At 66.9% G+C, this 17038-nt stretch carries 15 protein-coding genes; 11 read left to right on the top strand and 4 right to left on the bottom strand.

Annotation, left to right across the window (positions count from 1 at the left end):
* The first annotated feature begins 79 nt into the window (after positions 1 to 79).
* Complete coding sequence (locus QA635_RS04525) at positions 80 to 2047, top strand: methyl-accepting chemotaxis protein (protein WP_283067252.1); 1968 nt, start codon at positions 80 to 82, stop codon at positions 2045 to 2047.
* 23 nt (positions 2048 to 2070) lie between these two features.
* Here QA635_RS04525 and QA635_RS04520 read toward each other — a convergent pair whose 3' ends face one another.
* A complete protein-coding gene (locus QA635_RS04520) occupies positions 2071 to 2982 on the bottom strand; it encodes a sterol desaturase family protein (protein ID WP_283067250.1) in 912 nt (303 codons plus the stop codon).
* 105 nt (positions 2983 to 3087) lie between these two features.
* On the opposite strand from QA635_RS04520, the gene QA635_RS04515 reads away from it, so the two are divergent.
* From QA635_RS04515 to QA635_RS04505, 3 genes are read left to right on the top strand one after another with little or no spacing between them, the layout of a single operon-like run.
* The gene (locus QA635_RS04515; RefSeq protein ID WP_283067248.1) at positions 3088 to 3693 is read left to right on the top strand and encodes a TetR/AcrR family transcriptional regulator; all 606 of its coding nucleotides are present in this window, start codon (positions 3088 to 3090) and stop codon (positions 3691 to 3693) included.
* Between the two features lie 11 nt (positions 3694 to 3704).
* Complete coding sequence (locus QA635_RS04510) at positions 3705 to 4487, top strand: sulfite exporter TauE/SafE family protein (protein ID WP_283067246.1); 783 nt, start codon at positions 3705 to 3707, stop codon at positions 4485 to 4487.
* 35 nt (positions 4488 to 4522) lie between these two features.
* Positions 4523 to 4981, top strand: a complete 459-nt coding sequence (locus QA635_RS04505) for a DUF1801 domain-containing protein (protein ID WP_283067241.1) — start codon at positions 4523 to 4525, stop codon at positions 4979 to 4981.
* A 107-nt stretch (positions 4982 to 5088) separates the two neighbouring features.
* Here QA635_RS04505 and QA635_RS04500 read toward each other — a convergent pair whose 3' ends face one another.
* Together QA635_RS04500 and QA635_RS04495 are read right to left on the bottom strand one after the other, a co-directional pair.
* On the bottom strand, positions 5089 to 7287 hold the full coding sequence (locus QA635_RS04500; protein WP_425249173.1) for a putative bifunctional diguanylate cyclase/phosphodiesterase: 2199 nt from the start codon (positions 7285 to 7287) through the stop codon (positions 5089 to 5091).
* 355 nt (positions 7288 to 7642) lie between these two features.
* Complete coding sequence (locus QA635_RS04495; RefSeq protein WP_225163662.1) at positions 7643 to 8080, bottom strand: L,D-transpeptidase; 438 nt, start codon at positions 8078 to 8080, stop codon at positions 7643 to 7645.
* Positions 8081 to 8275: 195 nt separating this feature from the next.
* Between QA635_RS04495 and mepA the strand changes: the two genes are divergently transcribed.
* The 6 genes from mepA (at position 8276) to QA635_RS04465 (ending at position 13616) form a co-directional block, all read left to right on the top strand.
* Positions 8276 to 9238, top strand: a complete 963-nt coding sequence (gene mepA / locus QA635_RS04490) for a penicillin-insensitive murein endopeptidase (RefSeq protein ID WP_283067237.1) — start codon at positions 8276 to 8278, stop codon at positions 9236 to 9238.
* A gap of 130 nt (positions 9239 to 9368) precedes the next feature.
* On the top strand, positions 9369 to 9878 hold the full coding sequence (locus tag QA635_RS04485) for a hypothetical protein (protein ID WP_283067235.1): 510 nt from the start codon (positions 9369 to 9371) through the stop codon (positions 9876 to 9878).
* Between the two features lie 208 nt (positions 9879 to 10086).
* Entirely contained in the window at positions 10087 to 10872 is a 786-nt protein-coding gene (modA, locus tag QA635_RS04480) for a molybdate ABC transporter substrate-binding protein (RefSeq protein WP_283071471.1), read from the top strand.
* A 2-nt stretch (positions 10873 to 10874) separates the two neighbouring features.
* Positions 10875 to 11570, top strand: a complete 696-nt coding sequence (gene modB / locus QA635_RS04475; protein WP_057019516.1) for a molybdate ABC transporter permease subunit — start codon at positions 10875 to 10877, stop codon at positions 11568 to 11570.
* A 2-nt stretch (positions 11571 to 11572) separates the two neighbouring features.
* Positions 11573 to 12244 (top strand): molybdenum ABC transporter ATP-binding protein, encoded by a 672-nt coding sequence (modC, locus tag QA635_RS04470; RefSeq protein WP_283067232.1) that lies wholly within the window; start codon positions 11573 to 11575, stop codon positions 12242 to 12244.
* 94 nt (positions 12245 to 12338) lie between these two features.
* Positions 12339 to 13616: a hypothetical protein gene (locus QA635_RS04465; RefSeq protein WP_283067230.1), complete on the top strand. Its 1278-nt coding sequence runs from the start codon at positions 12339 to 12341 to the stop codon at positions 13614 to 13616.
* A 9-nt stretch (positions 13617 to 13625) separates the two neighbouring features.
* On the opposite strand, the gene QA635_RS04460 is transcribed toward QA635_RS04465, so the two are convergent.
* Positions 13626 to 15419, bottom strand: coding sequence for a potassium/proton antiporter (locus tag QA635_RS04460; protein ID WP_283067228.1), 1794 nt, complete (start codon positions 15417 to 15419; stop codon positions 13626 to 13628).
* 221 nt (positions 15420 to 15640) lie between these two features.
* Here QA635_RS04460 and QA635_RS04455 point away from each other — a divergent pair, with 221 nt between their 5' ends.
* Positions 15641 to 16957 carry a mechanosensitive ion channel family protein gene (locus QA635_RS04455; RefSeq protein ID WP_283067226.1) on the top strand — a complete coding sequence of 439 codons (1317 nt, stop codon included), beginning with the start codon at positions 15641 to 15643 and terminating at the stop codon, positions 16955 to 16957.
* Positions 16958 to 17038 lie beyond the last annotated feature (81 nt).

Here is a 17038-nt window from a genome sequence, read left to right as displayed (position 1 = left end):
CCGGCGGCGCAACATCCGGTTGTTAAGCTTTTTCTGCGACTTTGCGGACGGCGCTAATGCCTGGAGTTTCGCTGGTCCCATGTTCACGCTTCGATCGATTGCCGCCCGCCTGATTCTGGCGATTTCGCTGACTGTCGCAGTCGCCTGCGCCATCCTCGGCGGCTTCTCCATCAGCCAGCAGCGGGCGCTGACGCGGCTTGCGCTCGACCAGCAGCTCAAGCTGCAATATGACAGCGTGATTGCGGCGATCGACTACGAGGGGCGCGCCGCGCTTGCGGTCTCGGCGGTCATCGCCGCCTTGCCGCCGGTCGAAGATGCCATCGCCAAGGGCGACCGCGACGGCCTCGGAAAGCTGCTCGGCGCCTCCTGGGCGTCGATGAAGGCGCAGGGCATCCCGCTGATCTCGTTCTGGCAGCCCCCGGCGACCAGCTTCTACCGGGTCCATGCGCCGAAGACATTTGGCGATGACGCCTCGACGCGGCGCACCACGGTGGTGGAATCGAACAAGACCGGCAAGCCGATCGTCGGCGTCGAGCCCGGCCGCGAAGCGCTTTCGATCTTCGGCATGACCCCGATCATGCACGAGGGCAAGACGCTGGCCAATGTCGACGTCGGCGCCGCCTTCGGCAAGGAATTCGTCGACCGCGCCAAGAAGCGCTTCGGCATCGACCTCGCGGTGCATTCCTTCGACGGCCAGAGCTTCAAGCGGCTGTCCTCGACTTTCGGCGACACCGTGGTCGCGACCCAGGACGAGCTCAAGCGCGTGATGAACGGTGCGGCCCTGCTGCGTGACGCTGTTCTCGACGGCCATGCGGTCGAGCTCTATCTCGGCCAGATCAAGAACTACGCCGGCGAACCGGTCGCCGTGCTCGAGATCGTCAAGGACACCAGCGACTATGAAGCCGCCGCCGCGAGCGCGCAGCGCAATCTTATCCTCGGCGTGATCGCGATCATGGCAGCCGCCGTGCTGCTCGCGTTCCTGCTCGGCCGTGGCCTGTCGCGGCCGCTCACCGCGATCACCGCGGTCATGAACCGCCTGTCCAGCGGCGACACCAGCGTCACGATACCCGGCAGCGAGCGCCGCGACGAGCTCGGCACGATGGCGAAGGCGGTCGATGTGTTCCGCCGCAGCATGGTCGAAACCTCCTCGCTGCGCGAGGCGCAGGAGGCCGACAAGGTGAAGGCGGAGGCCGACAAGCAGGCCTTGCAGCGGCAGATGGCCGATCGTTTCGAAGCCGACGTCAAGGGCATGGTCGCCGCCGTCGCACGGTCCTCGGGCGACATGCAGCGCGTCGCCAACGAGATCACCGCCAGCGTCAACGGCGCCTCCGAACGGACCTCGGCGGCAGCCGCCGCGTCCGAGGAAGCATCCGCCAGCGTCAATGCGGTCGCAGCCGCAACCGAGGAGCTGGCGTCCTCGATCACAGAGATCGGCCGCCAGGTCACCCATTCCAGCCGCGTCGCCGACAGCGCCGTGACCAAGGCCATGGAGACCACCGAGATGGTCACGAGCCTCGCCGCATCGGCAGAGAAGATCGGCGACGTGCTGCGCCTGATCAGCGCGATCGCCAGCCAAACCAATCTGCTGGCGCTCAACGCCACCATCGAGGCCGCACGCGCCGGCGAGGCCGGCCGCGGCTTTGCCGTGGTCGCCGCCGAGGTGAAGGACCTGGCGAGCCAGACCGCGAAGGCAACCGAGGAGATCGCCGGCCAGGTCGGGGCGATCCAGTCCGCCACCGGCAACTGCGTCAGCGCGATCGGCGACATCAGCGGCACCATCCGCGAGATCTCAGGTATCGCCACCGCGATCGCGGCGGCCGTCGAGCAGCAGGACTCGGCGACGCGGGAGATTGCCCGCAGCGTGCAGCAGGCGTCCACCGGGACCGTCGAGGTCTCCGCCAATATCGCGGGCGCGAGCGAGGCCGCCGGCCAGTCGCGGGCCCTCACCGGCAATGTGCTGGATACGTCCGGCCAGCTCGGCGATCACGCCGCCGCGCTGTCGCATAGCGTCGACACCTTCCTCGCCGGACTGCGCAACGCCGCCTGAGCGGCGCGGCGCCGGGCTTCAAGTCATGGCCAGGGCAGCACGGGCGGCGGAGCGGACCGGTCGGACTTGTCGTCCGGCCGAGCGTCGACCCGCCCCCAGTCGCGCATGAACGGCATCTTCAGCAGTCCGCGCAGCGACTGCTTCTCCGGATCGTCAAAGCCGTCGAGGCCGTAGCGCAGCTCCGCGAAGCGCGGACCACGATTATAGGTGCCGCCGAGTCGGTCCCAGATCGAGAGCAGGTTCGAATAATTGCTGTCGGTCTCCGGCTGATGACGCGAATGATGCATCTTGTGCATGTTCGGCGTCACGAACACGAGCCGCAGCCAGCGGTCGAGCCGCTCGGGCAGGCGGATATTGGCGTGCTCGAATTGGGCGTTCAGCGCCGACAGCGTCAGATAGCTGACCAGCACCCAGGCCGGCGTTCCGAACACGACCACGCCGGCGATGTGCCAGCCGATCCGCCACATCGTCTCGCCGGGATGCTCGCGGAAGGCCGTGGTGACGTCGACGAAGCGATCGGCGTGGTGCATGCGATGGAAGCGCCACATCCAGCCGAGCTTGTGCATGGAGACGTGGGCGAAATAGGCGAACAGGTCGAGCCCGATGATGCCGAGCAGGAGCTGGTTCAGGGGTGACAGGCCGAGCCAGTGCGACAGGCCGAATTTCGCATCCAGCGTCCATTGCGCGGCCAGCGGCGATAGCGGGCTGAGCAAAAGGTTCACGCCGACAAAGATCACGGTGATGGCGGCGTTGCGGCTGATATTGCGCAGCCGGTCGCTGCGGCCATAGCTGAACAGCGGAAACGCGGCCTCGAACAGCAGCACGATCGCGAACGACGCGAGCAGGAACGCGATGCGCGCGCCGGTCGACGGCAGCTCGACGTGAGCGATCTCAGCCGCGCCCGGATGCCAGAGAAGCTTTGCAAAGCCGATCATGCCGATGTCCCCTCTTTACAAAACGAATATTCGTTCTTTATAATGGCGGCGAATGATCGTCAAGCCCGCCGCATTAGCTGGCCGCGACCTGACAAGGACCCGACTATGCCGAAGGTGAAACCCGAGACGCTCGCGATCCGCCGCGAGGAGATTCTGCAGGCCGCGGAGATCTGCTTTGCCCGCCAGGGATTTCACCAGACCACGATCCAGGACGTGATCAAGCAGTCCGGGCTCAGTGCCGGCTGCATCTACGGGCATTTCACCGGCAAGGAAGAGCTGATCCAGGCGATCGGCGAAAGCCGCCATGGCCGCGACAGCGCGCTGCTGGCGCTCAAGGATCCATCGGACGATGTGTTGCAGAGCCTGCGGTCGATCGCCCGCGCCTTTCTCGGCGACCTGCAGAAGGAAGAAGGCCTGCGCGCCCGCCGCGTCGCGTTGCAGCTCTGGGCGGAGGCGCTGCGCGACGACGTGGTCCGCGACCAGGTGACGAGCGGAATCCGCCAGCCGATCGCCCTGATCGTGGACCTGCTGCGGCGCGGCCAGAAGAGCGGCGCGATCGACCGCGGCGTGCAGCCGCGCGGCGCGGCGCGGGCAATGGTGGCGATGTTCCAGGGCATCGTGCTGCAACGGCTGTGGGGCGAAACCGTCTCGACCGCGGAGGCGATGCACGCCTTCGACATCTTCCTTGTCGGCCTTGCCGCCAAGCGCTGACGGGGGATGCGGTGATCGTCCACGACCTCCTCGCCGGCATCGGCACGGGCCTCGCCGGCGGTCTGACCGCCGGGCTGCTCGGCGTCAGCCCCGGCGGCGGACTGGTCGTGTTCTCGGTGCTGCCGCTCGGCGCCGGGCAGCACGTCGCGCAAGGCATCTCGCTGGTCGCGCAGGTGCCGCCGACCAGCCTCACCGGGATCCGGCGCTATTGGCAGAGCGGCAACCGCACACCATTGCGCTGGATCGCGCTGCTGACATTCGGCTTCGTCGCCGGCGGTGCGGCCGGCGCACTTGCCGCCAACCATGTCACTGAGTCCGCGTTGCGCTGGGCCTATGTGGCCTATCTCGTCGTGCTCGACGCGATGCTGATCCTGCGCGGCGGACGCGACCAGGCGAAGCACGACGACAAAGGCACCGCGCGCGACATATCCTGGCCGGCGCTACTCATTGTCGGGCTGCTGGCGGGCCTGTCGTCGGGCTTTCTCGGCATCGGCGGCGGACTGGCGACCGTGGTGGGCTTAAGCGCCGTGCTCGGCGTGCCGCAGCATCAGGCGCAGATGGCCAGCCTCGTGATGTCGCTGATCCCGACCACGATCCCCTCGGCCTGGATCTATTGGCGCGAGGGCTCGCTGGCGTCCTGGCCGGTGCTGGCGGGCGTGATCGTCGGCCTGCTGGCCGGCACCGATCTCGGCGCCCGCGCCGCCAATCGCATCGACCGCGCGCGGTTACGCAGCGCGATGATCGTCTTTGTCTCGTTGATGGCGGTCTATATGACCTTCAAGGCGCTGTGGTAGATAGACGTGGATACGTCCTCCTTGCGGAGCCCACCATGCGCAAGCCGGCAACATCGACCAGCAACGCGGCGCGACGGCCGCACGCGAAACCGGCAGATGCGCTGTTCGACGCCTACCCTGCCCCGGTCAAGGCCAAGCTGCTGGCGCTGCGGCGCCTGATCTTCGAGACCGCGAAGGCAACCAAGGGCGTCGGCGCGCTGGAAGAGACCTTGAAATGGGGCCAGCCGAGCTACCTGACGCCGGAGACCGGCAGCGGCAGCACGGTCCGCATCGATCAGGTCAAACCGGCCGCCGACCAGGTCGCGGTCTACTTTCACTGCCAGACCAATCTGGTCGAGATCTTTCGCGAGCTCTATCCCGAGCTCAGCTACAGCGGCAACCGCGCGATCCTGCTCGATGTCGCGGGCAAGCTGCCGGAGCCCGCGCTGCGCCACTGCGTGGCGCTGGCGTTGACTTATCATTTGAAGAAGCGGACGGCAGGCAGCAGGACGTAACCTCCGTCATTGCGAGGAGCGAAGCGACGAAGCAATCCATCTGACCGCCCGTGAGGATAGATGGATTGCTTCGCTCCGCTCGCAATGACGTGGAGGGTACAGCCTTTCTACGCCACCAGCGCCGCGGCGACGCGCTGCGCCTTCAGCAGGCTGATGACCTCGGCGTTCGGCCGCGCGCGGCTGAACAGAAAGCCCTGGCCCTCGTGGCAGCCTTCGGCGCGCAGGCGGCTCAACTCCGCTTCGGTCTCGACGCCCTCGGCGGTGATGGTGACGCCGAGCCCGATGCCGAGGCTGACGATCGAACGCACGATCGCCTGCGCGTCGGGATTCGCGCCGAGGTCGCGCACGAACGACTGGTCGATCTTGATCTTGTCGAACGGGAAGCTGCGCAGATAGCTGAGGCTGGAATAGCCGGTGCCGAAATCGTCCATCGACATCCGAACCCCGAGCGCGCGGAGCGCATGCAGCGTCGCCAGCACCTGGCTGCTCTTCTCGAGCAGCAGCGTCTCGGTGATCTCGAGCTCAAGCCGCCGCGCCGGCAGGCCGGATTGCCGCAGCGCGTCGGTGACCAGCGCCAGCAGATTGCCGGAACGGAATTGCAGCGGCGACAGGTTGACCGCGACGCGCACGTCATCCGGCCATTGCGCCGCGTCCATGCAGGCGCGATGCAGCATCAGCGCGCCCAGCGGATTGATCAGCCCGGTCTCCTCGGCCACCGGGATGAACTCGCCCGGCGAGATCATGCCGCGCTCCGGATGCGGCCAGCGCACCAGCGCCTCGAAACCGGTGATGCGTCCGGTCGCAAGATCGACCAGCGGCTGGTAATAGGGCCGCAGGCCTTCGTTCTGGATCGCATCGCGCAGGTCGATCTCGATCTTGCGGCGGCTTTGGGCGCGCGCGTCCATCTCCGCCTCGAAGAAGGAGAAGGTGCCGCGGAATTCGCTCTTGGCGCGCGACAAGGCCATGTCGGCGCTCTTCAGGAGCTTTTCGGAATCCTCGCCGTCGCCGGGCGACATCGCGATCCCGATGCTGGCGCCGATCACCACCGAATGCCCCTCGAGCAGATAGGGCTCGCCGATCGCGTCCAAAATCCGCCGCGCCAGCAGCACCGCGTCCTCGGGCCGCATCACGCCGCCCTGCACGATGGTGAACTCATCGGAGTTGAGGCGGGCCAACGCATCTTCCTCGCGCAGCGTCGAGCGCAGGCGCTTGGCGACCGCGCGCAGCAGCTTGTCGCCGATGCCGTGACCGAGCGTCTCGTTGACCGCCTTGAAATTGTCGAGACCCAGCATCAACACCGCGACCTTGTCGGTCGAGCGGCGGGTGTGCTGCAGCATCTCGTCCATCTGCTGGCGCAGCAGATTGCGGTTGGGCAGGCCAGTCAGGCTGTCGTGCTGGGCCATGAAGGCGAGCCGCGCCTCGGCGCGCTTGCGCTCGGTGATGTCCATCAGCGCGAGCAGCATCGCCGGCTGGTCGCCATGCATCAGCTGGCGCGAATAGATCGCAAGGTCGATCAGCGTGCCGTCGGCGCGCACATGCTTCCAGGTCCGCGCCGCCTGCTCGTCGCTGCTGCGGCCCGCCGCCCAAGGCAGCTCGGCGTCGAACGCCTGCAGGCTCCTGATCGTCATCCGCTCGAATTCGGCGCGGACGTAGCCGTAATGCGCGATCGCAGCGTCGTTGACGGCGAGGATCCGCTCGCCGTCGAGGGCGCACAGGATCATCGGCACCGGATTGCCGTCGAACAGCAGGCGGAACGAGGCCTCGCGCTGCTTCAGTTCGGTGATGTCGACGCGCAAGCCGACGATGCCGCCGTCCGAGGTCAGCCGCTCCTCGATCAGCACCACGCGGCCGTCGGCCAGCACCTGCTCGTGCCGTTCGCCCGGCTGGTACATCTTCTTGAGCCGTTCGGCGATCCACTCTTCCTCGCGGCCGGCGGCCTCCGGATAATCGCCGCGCGCGACGCCGATGCGGATGGTGTCTTCGAGACGCGCGCCGTGCTCGAACAGGTCGGAGCTGCGCTTGTAGATTTCCGAGTATTTCTTGTTCCAGAGCGTGTAGCGGCCTTCCGGATCCAGGAACACGATGCCCTGCGGCAGGATGTCGATCGCCTCACGCAGCCGCGCGTTGGATTTGCGCGCCTCGGCGATCGCGGCCTCGGCCTGCGCGCGCTGGCGCACCAGTTCGCCGATCTCGACCGCGGGGCGGCGCGATCTGCCCGACACTTTCGGCATCGGTGTGGGACGATGGCCCCGAGGACGGGACAGTTTGGCCTGGTTCGGTTTCTTGGTGTTTTTCTTCGGCCGCATCATCGGTATCGCACGCCCCACGCGCATTCCAGTTCGGCGATATATCTGCGATAAGTCTCTGAAAAATTGGTATCTCTTGGCGAGTAGCTGCGCTGCCTGAGAAGCCCTTGCATGCCTGCTTTGCAGGCGAATTCACGCCGGGCGCGAGTTTGCTTCCGGCGTACCGGCGGCGCACGGCACAGATTCACAGCATGGAAGCGCCGGCGCTTGGTGAAGGAAGCGTAAACCGGCGCGCGATTGCACAATGAATGCGCCGAAGACGCTTCAAGCGCATCAATGTTCGTCAGCGTGCCGCAGGTTATCGCGCGGTTAAAGCGCGGTGCGCCTCAACCTTCGGATTTTGCCGGATCATACCTTAGTTGGTGATTTCGATGCGCGTGCCGCCGCGGCCGTTGCGCTCGACCAGCCCATAGAGCATTGCGGCGTGCGAGGGATGCAGGCGCACGCAGCCATGCGAGGCCGGCCCGCCAAGGCGCGTGAGTTCGTATGTTCCATGGATGGCAAAGCCGCGGTGGAAGAAGATCGAGTGCGGCATCGGCGAGTTATAGTACTTCTTCGAGTACCAGCGGCGCGCCAGCATCTGCGGACGGAACACCCCACTCGGCGTGCCATAGCCGCGGCGGCCGGTCGACACCGGCCAGTTGTAGCGTCTCGCACCGTCGACGCTGACCGCCATGCGCTGCGATGATTTATCGATGTGAACGACGACGTCGGCCCGCGCCGGCGAGAGCGCCAAGATCGGCGCGGCAATCGCGGCGGCAAACGCCAGCCGTACGCACGATACGCTTGTCACAATAACGCCTACCCTGAAATTATTGCGGACATGATGTCGCCCACAACGTGCGCTTGTAAAGTGGCGTGGCTCACTTCGGAGCCTGGAAGCCGCGGGTAATCTTAATCCACCCTGTGGGCGATCAAGCGAATGGGATGAAAGCGCGGTCCGCCTGCTCCGAATCCATGCTAGCCTTGCGCCGACAGAGTGATCCGAATGACACCCCGCCTGCGTCTGTTCCCACTCCTGATCTTAGCCCTCGTCGCCTGCACCATCTCCGCGCGGGCGCAGGACAGGGGCTCGCTCAATCCACAGCCGCTGCCGCCGCTCGCCAACCCCAACGATCCAAAGATCGGGGCGAAGCAGCTGTTCGCGCGCAAGGTGCTGCCGGCGGCGTTGCCGACCCGGTCGATCGGCGGCTACACCAAGGGTTGTCTCGCCGGCGCCGCGCAGATGCCGCTCAACGGCGAGACCTGGCAAGTGATGCGCTTGTCGCGCAACCGCTACTGGGGTCACCCAAACATGATCGCGCTGCTGAAGCGGCTTGCGGCCAACGCGCACAAGGACGCCGGCTGGCCGGGCATCCTGGTCGGCGATATCGGCCAGCCGCGCGGCGGCCCCGCGCTGTCCGGTCATGCCAGCCACCAGATCGGACTCGACGCCGACATCTGGCTGACGCCGATGCCCGATCGCAAATTGTCGCGCGAGGACCGCGAGGAGATGTCGGCGGTGATGATGGTGCGCGACGACCGGCTCGACATCGATCCGCGCGTCTTCACGCCGGGCCACGTACTCGTCATCCGCGACGCGGCGCGGGAGCCGGCGGTGCAGCGCATCTTCGTCAATCCCGCGATCAAGAAGGCGCTGTGCCGCGAGGCCACGGGCGATCGCGGCTGGCTGTCGAAGATACGGCCGTGGTGGGGCCACGACTACCACTTCCACATTCGCATGCGATGTCCGCCCGGCAGCCCTGGCTGCGAGGGACAGAAGCCGCAAGCGGAGGGCGAAGGCTGCAAGCCGTCCGATCTCGCCTTCTGGTTCAAGGATTCGGTGCTGCATCCGAAGCCTCCGCCGAAGCCGCCGAAACCCCGCCCGCCGATGACGCTGGCGCAGATGCCGGCTGACTGCAGGACGGTGCTGAACGCCCCCGACGCCAAACAGCAGCTGCCAGGGCAATAACATCTTCGTCAGGCGGCTATGCCGGCCGGCTCGAACTGCGATATGATCCCGTGCCGTCGCGCCGTAAGCGCGTTCGGGCGATGGATCGGGGCGGCTGATCTGTTTATCCGTCATCATGAATGGACCAGACATGCGCAAATCGCTCCTCGCCGCATCGCTCGTGCTCGTCTCGACTTCCGCTTTCGCGGCGGAGGAGCCGAGCGGCTGTGACAAGTTCAAATGGTCGATCGACCGTGCGCGCGCCGCGCTGACCGCGTCCGATCGTGCCAGGGTCGTATCGGGAAGCGAGCAGACGGCGCTGCCGGCGACCGCGATCACGCTGGCGCTGGTGGCCCCCGGCGACGCCAAATTGCCGACCCCGCCGGAGCGCGCGCCGAAGGAAGGTACCTTCGCCGGCTTCACCAGCTTCAAGGCCGCGCCGAGGGCCGGGCTCTATACCGTCAGCCTGTCTGCCGGGGCCTGGGTCGACCTGGTGCAGGACGGGCATTTCCTGAAACCCAAGGCGTTCAGCGGCGCGACCGATTGCGACGGTATCCGCAAGACCGTGAAATACGACCTCGCCGCCAGCCCCTTCGTGCTCCAGGTCAGCGGCTCGAAAGAGAGCTCGCTGTCGATCGCGATCCAGCCGGCGGATGAATAGGACGGGCGGTTAGACAAACGGTCGCCTTTACCGTAAGCCCCAGCCTGCTATGTTTGCAGTGCGATATCCCTGAGGACCGTAAGTCCATCGGGGACCAGCGGAACAGCGCTTCCGTCCGTCGCAGGCCAGACCCCAACCCAACGCCTGATTTGCGCGCGATCGTTCGCGCGCGAACTCGCACGGAGCGCTTTCCATGTCACGACTTTCAATTTCAAGGCTTGCCGGACTTTTCACCGCCTTCGTCATCCTGCTCGGCGCGCTGCATTCGCCCGCGAGAGCGGAGGACAAGACGCTCACCGTGTTTGCCGCCGCCTCGATGAAGAACGCGCTCGACGACATCGATGCAGCCTATACCGCTAAGACCGGCGTCAAGATCACCGCCAGCTATGCCGCGAGCTCGGCGCTTGCCAAGCAGATCGAGCAGGGTGCGCCGGCCGACGTGTTCGTCTCCGCCGACACCGACTGGATGGACTATGCGATCAAGCAGAAGAACATCAATGAAGCGACGCGGGTAAACCTGCTCGGCAACTCGATCGTGCTGATCGCGCCGAAGGATTCCAAGATCGACAAGGTCAACATCGGACCCGGCTTCGATCTCGCCAAGCTCGCCGGCGACGGCAGGATCGCGACCGGCGACGTCAAGGCGGTGCCGGTCGGCAAATACGCCAAGGCCGCGCTGGAAAAGCTCGGCGCCTGGCAGGCGGCGGAGCCGAAATTCGCGATGGCCGAGAGCGTGCGCGCGGCGCTGACGCTGGTGGCGCGCGGCGAAGCCGTGCTCGGCATCGTCTATTCGACCGACGCCAAGGTCGAACCGGGCGTCAAGATCGTCGGCACCTTCCCGGCCGACACCCATCCGGCCATCATCTATCCGGTCGCGGCGACCACGACCGCGAAGCCGGAGACCGCCGCGTACCTTGCCTTCCTGCGCTCGTCCGCGGCGAAGACGATCCTCGAGAAATACGGCTTCAAGTTCCTGATCAGCCCGACGACCTAAGCGTGTTTGAGATCTCGCCGACCGAATGGACGGCGATCCTGCTGTCGCTGCGGGTCGCCGTCATCGCAACACTGGTGGCGACCCCGTTCGGGGTAGCGCTCGCCTGGCTGCTGGCGCGGCGCGATTTCTGGGGCAAGTCGCTGCTCGATGCCGCCGTGCATCTGCCGCTGGTGCTGCCGCCCGTCGTCACCGGCTATTTGCTGCTGTTGACCTTCGGCAAGCGCGGCCTGGTCGGCGGCTGGCTGGCCGACCATCTCGGCATCGTGTTCGCATTCCGCTGGACCGGCGCGGCGCTCGCCTGCGGCGTGATGTCGTTTCCGCTTCTGGTGCGGCCGATCCGTCTCTCGATCGAAGCGGTCGACCGCCGCCTCGAGCAGGCGGCCGAGACACTCGGCGCCGCGCCGTGGCGGGTGTTCGCAACCGTGACGCTGCCGCTGGCGCTGCCCGGCGTGCTGGCCGGCATGGTGCTCGGTTTTGCCAAGGCGATCGGCGAGTTCGGCGCGACCATCACCTTCGTCTCCAACATTCCCGGCGAGACCCAGACCATTTCGTCGGCGATCTATTCGCTGATCCAGACGCCGGATGGCGACCCCGCCGCCGCGCGGCTCGTGATCATCTCGATCGTGCTCGCGGTCGGCGCACTGGTCGCGGCTGAAGTGTTCGCGCGTCGCGCCACCGCGCGCCTGCACGGGCAATAGCCATGCTGCGCGTCGACATCACCAAGCAGCTCGGCGAGTTCTCGCTTGCAGCCTCGTTCAGCAGCGAGGGCCGCGTCACCGGTCTGTTCGGCGCGTCCGGCTCCGGCAAGACCTCGCTGATCAACACCATCGCGGGACTGTTGCGTCCCGACCGCGGCACCATCGTGATCGACGGCGAGACCGTCGACGATACCGGGACCGGCATCCACGTCCCGAGCTGGCGCCGCCGCATCGGTTACGTGTTCCAGGACGCGCGGCTGTTTCCGCATCTCGATGTCCGCCAGAACCTCGACTACGGCCGCCGCATGAACGGCCTCACCGAAGATCCCGCCCAACACCGGCGCGTCGTCGACCTGCTCGACATCGGCGCCCTGCTCGACCGCCGTCCCGGAAAGCTCTCCGGCGGCGAGCGCCAGCGCGTCGCGCTCGGCCGGGCGCTACTGTCCAAGCCGCGGCTGCTGCTGCTCGACGAGCCGCTGGGCGCGCTCGACGAAAGCCGCAAGCTCGAGATCCTGCCCTATCTGGTCCGGCTGCGCGACGAGGCCGGCGTCCCGATGGTCTATGTCAGCCACGACGCGGCCGAGCTGCGCCAGCTGGCCACCCAGATCGTGATGCTGCGCGGCGGCCAGGTGACCGCGTTCGGCGGTGTCAAGGTGCTGACGGCGGGCGCATAGCTAGCCGTTTTTCCGAAAGTCGGCATAAGATAGCCTATCTTGTCTGCTAGGCCCGCGTCGGGACGTCCGATCGGGCATGGGGAAGGGTGAATTTGTGCGACTGACTGGCTGGGTGTTGCTGCTGATCGGCGGGCTGCTGTGCGCCACGATTTCGTGGGCCGCGCTCGGCTTCCTGCTGATGGGCGTCGGCCTGATCGCGCTGCAGGTCGACGAGCGGCGCCGGCGTCCGGCCGATGCCGCCGTGCCGGCCGGCGCCTCGGGATTTACCCCACCGCGCCTCAGCGACGGACTGCAGCCGCCGACCCTCGACCCGATCGCAGCCCAGGATACCGGGCAGCGCCAGCCGCGCCGGGTGGCCTGGCCCGACAAGATGGGCGCAGCCTACGACCGGGAGACTTACGACCGCGAGGCCTGGCGCCGGCTTGTCGACAGCGATCCTGATCTCGCCCAGATCGCCAATGTGCTCGCCGATTACGGCCCGCAATATGTCGATGAGCTGGCGGCGAGCTATCTGGCCGCCCCTGATAAGGGCCGCCTGGCGGCGATCGTCGACGGCATCATCGCGCGCGCCGGGGACGGTCAGCCGATCCCGCCGCCGCCCGCACCAGTCGAAGCATCTCGGCCGCCGCCGCTGCCGCCCCCGCCGCAGCCAAAGCCGGTGATCATTCCTGCCGCCAAGCCGGCGACTTCGCCAAGCAATCGCGCAAACGCGCTCGAAGCGTCCCTGCTCGCCACGGTCGAGGAGGCTTCCGCCAAGATGGCCGCCGAACGCGCGGGTCTCTTCAAGCCTGCCAAGGAGCCTGGAAAGGAGCCGGGCAAGGCCACCGACAGCCGACCGCAGGCGGCGAGCCAGCGGGAACCGCTGTTCGGTCGCGCCACCCGGGACGCGAAGCCCGCCGGGCCGCCGCCGGTGCCGGTCACACCGCCGCCGATGCCGGCTGCACCGCCGCCCATGCCGGCCGATACGCCCGCCGCCCTCGAAGCATCGTTGATCGCCGCCGTCAGCGAGGCCGCCGCCCGGCGCGCGGACGCCCCCAAAGATGCGTCCAAGCCGGCAAGGGAGTCAGCGCCGCCGGCGAGGCGCGAGCCCGAAATCCGTGCGGTCGCGCCCACTCCACCGACGCCGCCTCCGCCGGCTCCCGCTGCGCCCGCCAACACGCCAGCTGCGACGACACCACCTGCGAAGACAGCGGCCGATAATCTCGACGAAACGCTGCTCGCGGCGCTGGCCGAGATTTCCGGCCAGAAGATCAAGGGCGAGACCAAGCCAGACGCGGCGTCCAAGGGCTCGTCCGGTCCGCCGGCCGACGATGGGCTGTCCGACATGATCAAGAAGTTCGCGCCGGATTCGAACTTCCTGCGCAAGACGTAACGGCGCGGCTCAGACCCCCGCCACCGACGCCCAGATGTCGGCGAGCTTGCGCTTGACGATCTGCATCCGCGTTTGCGGCGCGACCTTCTCCTCTTCCTCCGGCAGGCGCAGGCCGACGACGTTGACGCGGCCGCCGCTGATGCTGCGCGCCACCAGCACGATCTCGTCGAGCGCCAGTTCGGCCCCTTCCTTCGGCGCGCGGTCGAGATTGACGTCGAAATAGTCGGCGAGCGTCAGCTTGGCCTGGTGCTCGTCGACCTTGACGCCGTAGATCTCGGCGAGCTCGCCGAGCGTATGCTCCGCCGACACCATGAAGTCGCCGAGCAGATGCGGATCGGGCGCGCTCGACGGCGCCATGTCGACGAAGAAGCGGTCGAGCGCCTCGGCGCGCTCCGGCGGCGCCAGCAAATAGATGTAGTCGCCGGGCGCGACCGGATCGGCCTCGGTCGGCGTCAGGATCCGCTCGTCGCGGATTACCAGCGTCGGCTTCGACCAGGACGGGATCAGCCCGCGGCGGAAATACAGGCTCTTCGGCCGCACCGGATAGCCGACCAGCTGCTGCTCGAGCTGGCCGGGCAAATCGAGCTCGACGCGGCGCGGGCCGCGTTCGGCGCGCGGCAGCGCGACATGCAGCCGCCGCGCCGCCGGCGCCAGCGTCCAGCCCTGCAACAGCAGCGAGATGATGACGACGACGAAGGCGACGTCGAAATAGAGATAGGCCTTCGAGAGGCCGACCAGCATCGGGATCGAAGCGAGGAAGATCGCCACCGCGCCGCGCAGGCCGGTCCAGGCGATGAAGACCTTCTCCCGCCAGTTGAACTTGAACGGTGCGAGGCAGATCAGGACCGCCAGCGGCCGCGCCACCAGCATCAGCGCGAACGCCACCAGCACGGCGCCGCCGGCGCTGGAGAGCAGGCGATGCGGCGAGACCAGGAGGCCGAGCAGCACGAACATCACGATCTGCGCCAGCCAGGTCGCGGCGTCGAGGAACGTCACCACCGAATTATGCGCGCGGGTCGGCCGGTTGCCGATGATGATACCGGCGAGATAGACCGCGAGGAATCCCGAGGCGTGCACGATCTGCGAGCCGCCGAAGATCACCAGTGCCGCTGTGGTGACGAACGGCGCATGCAGGCCCTGCGGCAACGCCACATAGTTCAGCGCGATCACCACCAGCCGGCCGCCGATCACCCCGATGATGGCGCCGAACACGGCCTCCTGGATGAACTCCAGCGCGATGTGCGAGGCCGAGCTCTGGCCGATCGAGATGAACTCGACCAGCATCAAGGTGAGAAAGATCGCGAACGGATCGTTGGTGCCGGATTCCGCCTCCAGCGTCGCGCCGACGCGCGGCCGCAGCCGCAGACCCTGGGTGTGCACCAGCAGGAACACGGCAGCCGCGTCGGTCGACGCCACGACGGCGCCGACCAACAGCGACTCGGTCCAGTTGAGGTCGAGCACAAAGCGGGCGACCGGCGCCGTGATCAGCGCGGTCAACAGCACGCCGGCGGTCGCCAGCATCATCGAGGGCGCCAGCACGGTGCGGATGCTGGCGAACCGCGTCTTCAATCCGCCGTCGAACAGGATCAGCGCCAGCGCCACCGAGCCGACCAGATAGGTGGTGCGGACGTCGTCGAACTGCAGCCGGCCGGGGCCGGAATCGCCCGCCAGCATGCCGACCAGCAAGAACACCAGCAGCAAGGGGGCGCCGAACCGCAAGGCCAGCAGGCTCGACAGGATGCCGGCCATCACCAGCACCGCACCGAGCAGGATCGCTATACTGACGGAGTCGAGGGATGCCATGCGCCTTCGGAGGTCTCAAATACTTGCAATTGCATCCTTATCGTCGCCACACTGGGACGCCAACCGATTTCTGACATGAGCGGCAATGTGCCCGGTCTCATCAGCCCTAGGTCGCCCCGACACTGTGTTGTATCGATGGTCGCGTGCGCGCCTTTGTGGGATTCTGCCTGCGCATTCGAATCACATTTGGCTGACCCGCGCTTCGAGTTGAGATTTTGCCGATGGACATGAACTGGAAGGACGTCCTCGAATCGATCCAAATGGCGGCGCGCTCGGTCGGCGCCGAGGTCGCCTCGCCCTGGTTCTATCTGCAATTCGGCATCATCCTCGCCGCCGCGGGCCTCGCCTACGCCGCCGATACCGCCATTCATGCGCGGGTCGACATGTCGTCGCTGGCGATGCGCTGGCCGCTGCCGCTCCGGCACTTCGCCCGCGTGATGGTGAAGAGCGCTTCCACCGCCGTGTTCGCGGTCCTGATGATCATCTCCCGCATCGTGATGTGGCACGCGACCTGGCCGAGCCGCAGCTATCTGATCGCGGTCTCCGCCAAGCTGGCGCTGGCCTGGCTGGTGATCCGCCTCGTCACCTCGGTGATCGATAACGCCTTCATCGTGAAAACAGTCTCGATCGCGGCCTGGGTGGTCGCCGCGCTCAGCATCATCGGCCAGCTCGATTGGGCGGCCGACACGCTGGATGCGTATGCGGTCGTGGTCGGCGGCCTCCGCCTTTCCCCGCTGCTGCTGATCAAGGCCGGCGCGCTCCTGATCGTGGCGCTGTGGCTGACCAACCTCGCCGGCAATTTCGCCGAGAGCCGGATCAACCGCGCCACCGATCTGACGCCGTCGATCCAGGTGCTGCTGGTCAAGATCATCCGCATCGGATTGATGGTGACGGCGATCGTGATCGCGCTCGGCGCGGTCGGCATCAACCTCTCAGCGCTCGCGGTGTTCACCGGCGCGGCCGGCGTCGGCATCGGTCTCGGCCTGCAGAAGATCGTCGCCAATTTCATCAGCGGCCTGATCCTGTTGGTCGACAAATCGGTGAAGCCCGGCGATCTCGTCACGATCGGCGACAATTCGGGCCGGATCAGCGCGATGAAGACCCGCTACATCTCGGTCGCCGCCGGCGACGGCCGCGAGTTCCTGATCCCGAACGAGGACCTGGTGACGCAGAAGGTCACCAACTGGACCTATACCGACAAGAACACGCTGGTGAAGATCGCCTTCTCCACCAACTACGGCGCCAATCCGCGGCAGGTCTGCAAGCTCGCGATCACGACCGCGGCGGCCCATCCGCGCGCCACCAAGGGCCGGACGCCGAACTGCATCCTGACCGAGTTCGCCGAGGCCGGGATGAAATTCTCCCTGACCTTCTGGATCGCCGACCCCGACGGCATGGACAATGTGAAGAGCGACGTCATGCTGTCGCTGTGGGACGCCTTCAAGCAGGAGGGGATCAGGGTGCCCTACCCGGTGCGGGAACTCCGCATCCGCGGCGGCGCGCTGCCGGTCGAGAGCGTGGTCGAGGTCTCCAATTAGCGCTTGCGCGCGGTCTTTTCGCCGCAGCGGTGGCCGCTGTTCCGGATATGGCCTGAAAATCAAGCCGTTTGGACATGTCCC

Source organism: Bradyrhizobium brasilense (assembly GCF_029714345.1).
GTDB classification, from domain to species: Bacteria; Pseudomonadota; Alphaproteobacteria; order Rhizobiales; family Xanthobacteraceae; genus Bradyrhizobium; species Bradyrhizobium australafricanum.
Note: the sequence above shows the minus strand (reverse complement) of the source record. Positions and strands in the feature narration are given on the sequence as shown.

Excerpts from the sequence above, each read along its gene's own strand:
- QA635_RS04525 (WP_283067252.1), top strand. The coding sequence starts at position 80 with ATGTTCACGCTTCGATCGATTGCCGCCCGCCTGATTCTGGCGATTTCG.
- QA635_RS04520 (WP_283067250.1), bottom strand. The coding sequence starts at position 2,982 with ATGATCGGCTTTGCAAAGCTTCTCTGGCATCCGGGCGCGGCTGAGATC.
- QA635_RS04515 (WP_283067248.1), top strand. The coding sequence starts at position 3,088 with ATGCCGAAGGTGAAACCCGAGACGCTCGCGATCCGCCGCGAGGAGATT.
- QA635_RS04505 (WP_283067241.1), top strand. The coding sequence starts at position 4,523 with ATGCGCAAGCCGGCAACATCGACCAGCAACGCGGCGCGACGGCCGCAC.
- QA635_RS04500 (WP_425249173.1), bottom strand. The coding sequence starts at position 7,287 with ATGCGGCCGAAGAAAAACACCAAGAAACCGAACCAGGCCAAACTGTCC.
- mepA (WP_283067237.1), top strand. The coding sequence starts at position 8,276 with ATGACACCCCGCCTGCGTCTGTTCCCACTCCTGATCTTAGCCCTCGTC.
- QA635_RS04485 (WP_283067235.1), top strand. The coding sequence starts at position 9,369 with ATGCGCAAATCGCTCCTCGCCGCATCGCTCGTGCTCGTCTCGACTTCC.
- modC (WP_283067232.1), top strand. The coding sequence starts at position 11,573 with ATGCTGCGCGTCGACATCACCAAGCAGCTCGGCGAGTTCTCGCTTGCA.
- QA635_RS04460 (WP_283067228.1), bottom strand. The coding sequence starts at position 15,419 with ATGGCATCCCTCGACTCCGTCAGTATAGCGATCCTGCTCGGTGCGGTG.
- QA635_RS04455 (WP_283067226.1), top strand. The coding sequence starts at position 15,641 with ATGGACATGAACTGGAAGGACGTCCTCGAATCGATCCAAATGGCGGCG.